Source organism: Acidobacteriota bacterium (assembly GCA_029861955.1).
Taxonomy (GTDB): Bacteria; Acidobacteriota; Polarisedimenticolia; order Polarisedimenticolales; family Polarisedimenticolaceae; genus JAOTYK01.
This window is the reverse complement of sequence record JAOTYK010000015.1, coordinates 1-10377: the sequence shown is the minus strand read 5'-3', so window position 1 is coordinate 10377 and position 10377 is coordinate 1. Positions and strand designations below refer to the sequence as shown.

The following is a 10377-nucleotide window of genomic DNA, read 5'->3' as shown; positions in this document are numbered from 1 at the left end:
GGTCGTGGACGCGGGATAATAGCAGATTCCGCCGACCGCTAGCTCCCGTCGATCCCCAGCTCCCGCAGCAGCGTCCTGTCATCGCGCCAGCGCTCACGCACCTTGACCCATAGTTCCAGATGAACCCGTGCATCCAGTTCCCGCTCGATCCGCGCCCGGGCGGTCGTTCCGACTTCCTTCAACCGCGAACCGCCGGCACCGATGACGATGCTCTTCTGCGAATCTCGATCGACCCAGATCGCCGCGTGGATCGTCAGAAAGCCGTTGTCCGACCGGTCCCAGGACTCGACGACGACCGCCATCGCGTGGGGCACCTCTTGTCTAAGGGAGGAGATCAAGGGCTCGCGGATCCACTCCGTAACCAGTTGCCGTTCGGTCTGGTCGGTCATGTAGTCGTCGGGATAGTGTGGATCTCCCGCCGGAGCAAGAGTCAACAGACCGTCCAGCAGCCGATCGCACCCGTCGCCGGACAACGCTGAGACCGGAAACAGATCGGTAGTACCCCAGTCCGCCGCCATCTTCTCCATGCGTGGTAACAACTCCGCCTTGTTGCTGACGAGGTCGACCTTGTTCAGGACGACGACTCTCTGAGCGGACGCCTTTTCCAGCAACTCCGCGATATCCGAGTCTCCCTGTCCGGGATCGCGCGTTGCGTCGAGGACATGGAGCACGAGGTCCACATCGTGAAGCGCCTGACGTGAGGTCTCGAGCATGATTCGATTCATCCGATGTCGGGGTCGATGAAATCCCGGTGTGTCCACGAACGCGATCTGGCCGCGGCCCGGAACGGTCCGTACACCCAGGATCCTGTGTCGGGTCGTCTGCGCGACATGCGATACGGCCGCAACGTCTGCGTCAATCAGTCGATTGAGTAGCGATGACTTTCCGACGTTCGTCCAGCCGATGAGCGCGACGGTCGCAAATGTCGAGTCGGTGTCTCTAGTCGTCATCGCTGGATGCACCCTCGTCGGTTCCCATCGGTCGGATCTGCACCCGTCTTACCCGTCGACTATCGGCGGCCAACACACGAACACTGATACCCCGTGTAGTGATCTCTTCGCCCACAAGCGGAACCCGACCGAATGTCGAGACGACCAGCCCGCCAATGGTGTCAAACCCCCTTGGACCGAGATCGATTTCGAACAATTTCTCGACATCTTGAATACTGGTGGCCGCCGGAACCGACCAGCCGTCCTCGCTGCGGATCAGTTCCTCTACGGTCTCGTGCTCGTCGTGGATCTCGCCGACGATCTCCTCCAGAAGATCCTCAAGTGTGATCAGTCCGGCCACACCGCCGTACTCATCGATGACCATCGCGATCGGCCGTTTCTGACGCATCCCCGAGAGCAATACGGCGGCGGAGGCGGTTTCGGGGACGAAGGCGGCACGACGCACGAGGTTCTCCAGCGTCCACGAATCTCCGTTTTTCTCCCAGGCCCGAAAGAGATCACGCGCATAGAGGATACCCATGATGTGATCGATGCTTCCGCGATAGACCGGCAACCGAGAGTGGCCTGCCTCGATCACGGTTCGCCGAGCTTCTGCGACGGTCGACTCCACCGGCAAGGCGACGATGTCCGCGCGGGGCGTCATGATCTCGCGGACGACGGTTTCATCGAGGTCGACGATCCCGCGCATCATCTCGCCCTCTTCCTCTTCAAGAAGACCTTCTCGCTCACCCACCTCGATCAACGCTTCGACCTCGTTATCCTCGCGCTCTTCCCGCTCCTCCTCGCTGATGACAGAGTCCTCGGGAACGGCCTGCAGCACGCGACCCACCACGACGGCGATCGGGATAAAAGGTGTAGAGATGAACCGCGAGATACCGGCAGACCAGGCCAGAGAACCTCGAGGATCGCGAATCGCGAGCCAGCGAACCAGGAGCCCCTGGATCAGAACTACGATGAGCACGAAGGCGATGATCAGGACGACATGAAAAGCGAGTGGGACGCCCAGACGGTGGAGAAGATCAAATGCTGCGCCCACGGCCAGCAGAAGGCTGCCCTTCTGAGCGAAGATCAACGAAAGTCGTTGCGATGCGGCTTCGCTGTCCAACTGTTCAACATCCCCGACTCGCACCGGGAGGTCCTTGCTGAGTCCGCGGAGTGCGACGGGATTAAGCGCCGTGACGGCCGCCAGCGTCGTAGAGACGACGAAGTTGACGAGAAACGCATACAACAGCAGAGCGACATCGAGAAACTGAATTGCGAATCCGGGCATCAGGTCGCATCTCCGATCGGGGTCGTCACGTATTTCGCCTCGAGCCTGGATTGCAAGGCCATCATTTGCCCGTCATCCGTCTCGTGATCGAATCCGAGCAGGTGGAGGAACCCGTGCAAGGCGAGGATTAGCAACTCTCGTTCGAGCGTCACGCCTCGATCGCCGGCCTGGCGCTCCGCCGTCTGGATGGATACGACGATGTCACCGAGATGGAGCGTCTCGCCGTCGGGACTCTGCTCGCCATCCGGGAACGACAGCACATCGGTGGCCGAGTCCGTGTCGCGGTACTTCGAGTTCAACTCACGAATCTTCCTGTCCGAGACAAGACAGACCGTGACGGTGTGCGTCAGGCGCTCCGCCGCCGCAAGGCCGGAGTTCCATGCCGACTGCAGAAGTGGCCCAACGCCACTCGAATCCACGACGGCTCTGCGCTGTCGATTGAGTATCTCGATCTCCAGCAGGCCGCTCACCGTTCTACGACGCGCCTCGTTGTTTGTTGAACTCGAACCCAGGGTACTCGACCCTCCGGTGGTACATGCTCACCAACAGACGCTGGAATGCCTGCTGGATACGATCGAGATCGGCAAACGTAAGATCACACTCGTCCAGCTGCCCATCGAGGACAATCGAGTTTGTGAGTTTCCGAATCACTTCCATCAGGCGGTTCGGCGTGGGATCCTCGACCGTTCGAGCGGCGGCCTCGACCGCATCCGCCAGCATGAAGATCGCCCCCTCCCGCGTCTGAGGCTTGGGGCCCGGATAGCGGAAGTCCTCTTCCTTGATCGGCCCGAGTGCCGGGTCTGTCTGCGCCCGGGCCTTCTCGTAGAAGAACGTCATCATCTTGGTGCCGTGATGCTGGGGAATGATGTCGACGATCTGCTCCGGAAGCCCCGCCTCGCGCGCCATCTTGATACCGTCCTTGACGTGGGAGGAGATGATCAGTGCCGACATCGACGGTGTGAGCTTGTCGTGAGGGTTTACACCCCGCTGATTCTCGACGAAGTATTCGGCATGATTGACCTTGCCGATATCGTGATAGAACGCCGCCACTCGACAGAACAGACTGTTGGCACCGATCGATTTGGCGCCCTCCTCGGCGAGTGTGCCGACTACGAGGCTGTGGTTGTAGGAACCTGGTGCCCGGACCGCCAATTCGGAGAGAAGCGGATTGTTGACGTTCGACAATTCGAGCAGTCGGATATCGGTCAATACGTTGAACATCCCCTCGAGGAGCGGGAGCGAGAACGAGATGACGAGGCCGACGCCGACCGCTCCTCCGATAAACGCCAATCCGGCGCCGTAGAGCGTGACCGAGACCGGATCCAGGTTGCCACGGAGAATCTCAAGTGCCAGCGCCCCCATCGCACCTGTACCACCCACGACGAGTCCGGCGCGAAGGAGCGCCGCCCGCTCCCGATAGCTTGAGATAACGTAGATGCCGGACAGCTGCACGATCGTCGCCCAGACCCCGTCATAGAAGTCAAAGCCGTGCTGAGCCGCGAACAGGATCGAGGCGAACGACGAATAGACCATCGCGATGCGCCCATTCGCCAGCAGAGCGATCAGGATCGCGCCGGCTCCCAGTGGGATCAGGTAGATGTAGACATCGAGCTGACTGAATGGCGCGTCAAGCGTTGCGATGGCGCGTGACGCCAGCCACATGACGGCGTGCCCGATCAGCATCATCCCCAGGAGAACCATCACGAGCAGCGCGTAGAGATGTTTTAGTTTGCGGAAACCACGCTGGTGGTAGGTGCTGTATCGCCAGAGAAAGAACCCAAGCGTGCAGACCACCAGCAGCAACGCCAGGTAGTGCTCGATCTCCATCTCGGCGCCGGAGCCTCGACGCGCAGCGTCGAGCAATATCCGCGTATCTGCGTTGAGTTGCTCGCCTTCCCGGATCAGCATCTCACCGCGCGCCACACGCACCATGACGGGAGGCAAATCGCGTATCGCGCGCTCCCGACGTCGCTGGGTCTCGGCCGCGTCGAAGTGGACGGTCGTGTCCAGGAACGAGCTGGCGAATTCGGATATCAACCGCCGTGAGTCGGCCTCGATCGTCAGGCGCGACTTGAGCTCGCCGAAGAGTTCTACACGAACGGTCCCGGTGTCCCTGAATTGATCGAAACTCGTCACGGTCTCTTCGAATCGGGACGGAAGCTCGACCAGTCGGATCGTCTCGTCGCGCTCGACCGTGGACTTGTTGCCGACGACCGGCCCCCGCAGCACATAGGCCAACGCGCTACCCAGCTGTTGCTCCAGCCCCTCCGAGAATCCGTCTGCGATCAGCACCTCCAGAACGGGCCGATCCCCCAGAGCGCTGAGCGCTTCGACCCGGGCCTCTAGCCCCGCGGTCTCTCCGTCGGCGGGAATGTCGATCAACACTTGACGCCCAAGTTCGAAAGCGGACGAAAGCTCCCTAGCCAGCACGAGCCGCCGCTCGGAGTCCCAGATATAGACCTGCTCAGCGCTCTCGAGTGCCTCTCGACGCCGCTGATCCGTCAGCTCTCGATCGACGATCTCGATGTCGAAGGGAGCGCGAATATCGGAGAGCACGGTGTCGCCGATTTGAAAATCCGGCAAGGGGCCGCCGCCGCGCTGAACGAGTAGCAGCATCACTACGACCACGAACAGACCGCTCCAGACCGTATCCATGTCCAGGATGGCGTCCGTGAACGCTCGGGTTCGCCCGCGGATTCGCGACGAAAGACTCAGCTGACGACGATGGGAACCCTGCTTCCCAGTCTTACCCGTGGTGCGCTTCGAGGATGATTCGTCCATCAGACGTCCCGCTGCTCGTCACTATCGAGCCGTTCCTGATAGGCACGAATGATCCTCTTGACCAGCGGATGCCGGACAACGTCGATCTCATCGAATTCGACGAACGAAATCCCAGGCACGCCGCTGACAATCTCACGAGCCTCGATCAGCCCCGAGATCTTGTTCCGTGGTAAGTCGACCTGGGTCACGTCCCCGGTAACCACGGCCTTGGTGTTCACGCCAATTCGGGTGAGGAACATCTTCATCTGTTCCGATGTCGTGTTCTGGGCTTCATCGAGGATCATGAACGAATGGTCAAGGGTTCGTCCCCGCATGAACGCAAGCGGGGCAACCTCGATCGTCCCATCTTCCAGGAAGCGCTCGGCCCGTGCCGGCTCCAACATGTCGTAGAGAGCGTCATAGAGCGGTCGAAGGTACGGATCGACCTTCGCGGTAAGGTCGCCAGGTAAAAACCCGAGATTCTCGCCGGCCTCGACGGCCGGCCTCGCCAGGATGATGCGTTTGACGCGACGCTCATTGAGCATCGACACGGCGTTGGCCACGGCGAGGTAGGTCTTCCCGGTACCGGCGGGGCCGATACCGAATACCAGATCGTTCTTCTGAATCTCGTTGATGTAGATTCGCTGATTCTCGGACTTGGGGACGATGGCCCGTTTCGTGGAGGTCTGGATGCGGGAGGTGACGAAGTGATCGCGGAGCGTTGCTCCGGAGTCACGCGCGAGAAGTTCGACGGCCGTCCGCAGATCTCCACGACGCAGCTCGACGCCTTCCGCCTGCAGCCCCTGCAGTTGCTCCAGGAACGACGCAACGACCTCGACGTCACCGGCGCCACTCTCGTTGCGAGCAGAGACCAGTACGTCGCTACCGCGAGCGGTGATGGTGACGGCAAACCGATCCTCGAGAAGACGCAGGGTCTCCTCGTGGTTTCCTGCAATCGTCTCGACGACACGCGCGTCCAGGTTGATCGTCTTCATGACAGGGCCGTGCGGGACGGCCGCTATTCCTCCGCTCCTGCAGCCATCGAACGCCACATGCCCCGAAGAGCCTCATTCGTCTGCTCTTCCGTCAAATCGCGTCGGACGGTCAACTCCTGACCGGGGTAAATGAGGTTAGGATCGGAAATCGCGCTCTCGTTCGCCTGATACAGAAGCGGCCAGTAGGTCGGGTTGCCGTAAATCGTCTCCATGGCGGCAATACGCCAGAGAGAGTCGCCACGTTGAACCGTGTAGCTCGACGGGAATCGACGGAGGCGTTCTTCCTCGGCGCGACGGGCCTCTTCTTCGGCCTTGAGTCGCTCTTCCTCGAGACGACGCTTCTCCTCTTCTGCACGCCGTTTCTTCTCGGCTTCCGCCTCTGCGGCAGCGCGCTCGGCGAGCTCTGCGGCCTCGCCGGCCAACCCGGTAGCTTCCGTGTAACGACACGGGTCGGCCGCCGCCTCTTTCGCAGCGTTGACCTTGGCGCGGAGTGAACTGCAGGTTTCGGGAGCGTACTCGTCGGCCTCGACTTCGTGTGCCTTCTCCACGAGGGCTTCCGCGTTGGCGATCGCCGTCTCGGCGGCACTCTTGGCCTCCGTCCGAGCGCTCGCCGCCTCGGTCTCCAGACCGGACACTCGCGACGCCAACGGTCCCGCTTCCTTGCGAGCTTTGCGATACCTGTTGTCGTCCGCGAGAGCGTTCATCGAGTCGACACCGGACTGCACTCCGGACAGACTGTCGGTTGCATAAACGGTCGCGCACGCGTCCTTCGCGTCCTGTAACGCTCGGTTAACATCGACCACTTCCTGGGGGATGGTTCCTGCGCACCCGGACGCGATGGCTAGCAGCACGAGAACTGCCGTGAAGGCGATCGAAAAGTGGCTTAGACGTTGACGCATGGTGCCCCTCTGGAACATAGTCTCTTCATCGCTGCAAGCTACCACAGCGCCATTTTTGGGGTCAATCTGCGTTGTCGTAACCCGTTGATATTAAGAGGTTTCCGGATCGACCCGTAGCGCGATCCCAAGTTCCGCAAGTTGGGCCTCGTCAACCTGCGCCGGGGAGCCGGTCAGCAGGCAGTTAGCGCGGGTTGTCTTCGGAAACGCGATCACGTCGCGGATCGAATCGACGCCACTCAGCATCGCGCAGATCCGGTCGAACCCCATCGCAATGCCACCGTGGGGCGGCGCGCCCGCCTGGAGCCCGCGCAACAGGAAGCCGAATTTCGACTCGGCCTCTTCCTCGCCGATATCCAGGGCGGCGAAGACACGCTCCTGCACATCACGTTGATGGATACGAATACTCCCGCCGCCAATCTCCGTCCCGTTCAGGACAAGATCGTAGGCCTGGGCACGTACCGCCCCCGGGTCCGACTGCAACCTTTCCAAATGATCCCAGTGCGGTGCCGTGAAAGGGTGGTGGCACGCGAACCAGCGGCCCGCATCTTCGTCCCATTCGACCAGCGGGAAGTCCTCGATCCATACGAGGCGCCAGGCATCCTTCTCGACGAGGCCTCGCTCATGCGCGACGTGGACCCGAAGCGTTCCAAGGGCGGCGCGGCAGACGGCCAGTTTATCGGACACGATGAGTGCCACGTCCCCATCCGCAACCGCCAGAAGATCCGCGATCCGGGTACAGCGTTCTTCTCCCAACACCTTCAGGGCTGACGACGTGAGCTTGTCGCCGACGCGTTTGATCCAGATCAAGCCGCCTGCACCGGCCTTGCGGGCGACCTCGGTCCAGGCGTCCAACTGCTTGCGGGAGGCGTCCCCCGCCCCGGGGACCCGGATCCCCTGTACGGAGCCGCCTGCGGCCAGCACATCGTCGAAGACTCGGAATCCGGTACCGACCGCGGCATCGCCGAGATCCTGCAGTTCGAGATCGAAACGTAGGTCCGGTCGGTCGCTGCCGAAACGACTCATGGCCTCGTCGTAGGGCATCCGCTGGAACGGCGTGTGAACCTCGACGCCGATCACCGCGAACATCTCCGTCATCAATCCCTCGATCAGCTTCCGGACGTCACTCGCCTCGACGAAGGACATCTCGATATCGATCTGCGTGAACTCCGGCTGCCGATCGGCGCGAAGATCCTCATCTCGGAAGCAGCGAGCGAACTGGTAATACCGATCGAAGCCGGCAACCATCAGGAGCTGCTTGAATATCTGCGGTGACTGCGGGAGTGCAAAGAACGAACCGGGCTGCACGCGACTGGGGACCAGGTAGTCCCGCGCCCCCTCCGGTGTCGAGCGGGTCAGGATCGGCGTCTCGACCTCAAGAAACCCGGACTCGTTCAACAGGCCCCGCGCGGCCTGGCCAAGTCTGTGACGCGTCTGGAGGGTTCGCTGAAGAAGGGGCCGGCGCAGATCGACGGTCCGGTGCTTGAGCCTCACCTCCTCGCTTGCCTCGCGGGAGTCCGCCACGGGAAACGGCACGAATTCCGCTCGGTTATGCAGCACTGCACGTTCGGCGACGATCTCGAACGCACCGGTCGGATGATCGGGGTTCGGCGCCTCTCGACGCGCGACGACTCCCGAGACCCCAACCACAAACTCGGCCCGCAGCGACTCGGCGACCGCATGGGCCTCGGGATGACGCGACGGATCAAACACAACCTGCACAGTTCCCGTCGCATCCCGCAGTTCGATGAAGATCAACTGGCCGAGATCGCGTCGCCGATGAACCCAACCGGTCAACACGACGGAGCGCGCCGACTCTGCATCGGCCTCGGAGATCTGCCCGCACCCGACGGTGCGATGCAGGAGTGGGTTCGTCTCGTCGCTCATCGCTCCCCCTCGACGATGCGGATAACTTCCTCCGCGGCAATCGTCTGCTGCTGGCCCGTATCCAGATTCTTCAACCCGTAGGCATTGTTTGTCTTTTCGTCATCCCCCACGAACAACGCGAACCGCGCGTTGCGTTTGGTGGCCCGCTTAAGTTGGGCGCCCATCTTCCGTGGACAGCTGGCGAGTGTGACCGCGAGTCCTGCTTCCCGAAGACGATGCGCCCAGGAGATGGCGTCCCACCATGCGTCGTCACCGAGTGCGATCAGGGCGACATCCGGTCGCCTCCGTTCGGCTCGATCTTCGGGCATGAGCAGGAGCATCCGCTCCATACCCATGGCGAACCCGAAGCCCGGCATGGGTGGTCCGCCGAGTTCTTCCACGAGGCCGTCGTACCGTCCGCCGCCGAGGACGGCGTCCTGAGCCCCGAGACCTGTCGCCACGGTCTCGAAGACGGTCCGACGGTAGTAGTCCAACCCGCGAACCAGACGATCGGATTTATTGTAAGAGACGCCGAGCCTGTCGAGCGTGCGACAGACTTGCTCGTCATGAGATCGACACGGGTCGCAGAGGTGGTCGGCCAGCATCGGCGCATCGCGATACAGCAACTGATCCGCTTCGTGTTTACAATCGAATACTCGAAGCGGGTTTTCGACGATGCGTCGTTGACAGTCCTCACAGACCTCGTGACTGCGCGGCTCGAGCCAGGCCCGCAGCGCCTCGCGATACGCCGGTCGACAGGCTTCGTCGCCCACGGACGCGATTCGCACCTCGCGATCGTGGAGCCCGATCGCGTCCAGCAGATCCTCGGACATTCGAATCGTCTCGGCGTCCACCGCGGGATCCGCCGCGCCCAGGACCTCGACACCGATCTGATGAAACTGTCTCTGTCGACCCTTCTGCGGACGCTCGTACCGAAACATCGGTCCGATGTAGAATAATCTTTCGGGGTAGCCGGTCGCGACACCGCGGTGCATGGATTGCTCAATGAAGGCGCGTACGACGGCTGCGGTATTTTCCGGACGGAGGGTTAGCGAATCATCGCCGCGATCGAACGAATACATCTCCTTGCGGACGATGTCCGAGGACTCGCCGACCGATCGGGCGAACAGCGCGGTGTGTTCGAGGATCGGCGTGCGTATTTCGCCGAAGTCATAGCGACGAAAGATCTCCCGGGTGACACGCTCGAGATACTGCCAGCGCTCGGCCTCTTCCGGCAGGATGTCATGAGTCCCCCGCAGGGCCCGGTAAGACGTCTTCATGGATGGATCCTAGGGAAAGTGCACGGATTTGTCACATACGCCTCGTCCCGTAGGCCTTCGTGGATCCCGGGGCTGATCCTGGCGGTGACCTGTCTTCCGACGTGGGCACAGAATTTTACCGACGGCGACCTCGAAACGCAGTTTCTCGAACCTCCGGTCGAATGGCAAGCCGACGACACCGCCGTGCCGTTACGCTTCGTCGAACTGAGGCAGATAGCCGTTCCCGGGCCTCTGCGGGAGGAGGGACCGTCGATCGCCGACGGGGACTCCCGTTTCAACGTGGCGGTCGAGGGTGGCTGGGCCTGGTCCGGTTGGGGCGAGCGGTCGGAGCTCGAACTACGCACCGAGTCCCTCTTGCCA

The 10377-nt window shown here is 61.9% G+C and carries 9 protein-coding genes; 1 reads left to right on the top strand and 8 read right to left on the bottom strand.

The window, feature by feature from the left end; all coding sequences use genetic code 11:
• Positions 1-38 precede the first annotated feature (38 nt).
• The 8 genes from era to hisS form a co-directional block, all read right to left on the bottom strand.
• Complete coding sequence (era, locus tag OES25_09155) at positions 39-950, bottom strand: GTPase Era (protein MDH3627811.1); 912 nt, start codon at positions 948-950, stop codon at positions 39-41.
• Entirely contained in the window at positions 940-2220 is a 1281-nt protein-coding gene (locus OES25_09150) for a hemolysin family protein (GenBank protein MDH3627810.1), read from the bottom strand. The genes era and OES25_09150 overlap by 11 nt, the downstream gene beginning before the upstream one ends.
• A complete protein-coding gene (gene ybeY, locus OES25_09145; GenBank protein MDH3627809.1) occupies positions 2220-2690 on the bottom strand; it encodes an rRNA maturation RNase YbeY in 471 nt (156 codons plus the stop codon). The genes OES25_09150 and ybeY overlap by 1 nt, the downstream gene beginning before the upstream one ends.
• 4 nt (positions 2691-2694) lie before the next feature.
• Positions 2695-5001 (bottom strand): HDIG domain-containing protein, encoded by a 2307-nt coding sequence (locus OES25_09140; protein MDH3627808.1) that lies wholly within the window; start codon positions 4999-5001, stop codon positions 2695-2697.
• A complete protein-coding gene (locus OES25_09135) occupies positions 5001-5975 on the bottom strand; it encodes a PhoH family protein (GenBank protein MDH3627807.1) in 975 nt (324 codons plus the stop codon). Before OES25_09135 ends, OES25_09140 begins: the two co-directional genes overlap by 1 nt.
• A gap of 23 nt (positions 5976-5998) precedes the next feature.
• Positions 5999-6874 carry a LysM peptidoglycan-binding domain-containing protein gene (locus OES25_09130; protein MDH3627806.1) on the bottom strand — a complete coding sequence of 292 codons (876 nt, stop codon included), beginning with the start codon at positions 6872-6874 and terminating at the stop codon, positions 5999-6001.
• A gap of 90 nt (positions 6875-6964) precedes the next feature.
• Positions 6965-8758: an aspartate--tRNA ligase gene (aspS, locus tag OES25_09125; protein MDH3627805.1), complete on the bottom strand. Its 1794-nt coding sequence runs from the start codon at positions 8756-8758 to the stop codon at positions 6965-6967.
• Entirely contained in the window at positions 8755-10017 is a 1263-nt protein-coding gene (hisS, locus tag OES25_09120) for a histidine--tRNA ligase (protein ID MDH3627804.1), read from the bottom strand. The genes aspS and hisS overlap by 4 nt, the downstream gene beginning before the upstream one ends.
• An 18-nt stretch (positions 10018-10035) precedes the next feature.
• Here hisS and OES25_09115 point away from each other — a divergent pair.
• Positions 10036-10377: hypothetical protein (locus OES25_09115; protein ID MDH3627803.1), on the top strand; the 342-nt coding region annotated here is incomplete at its 3' end.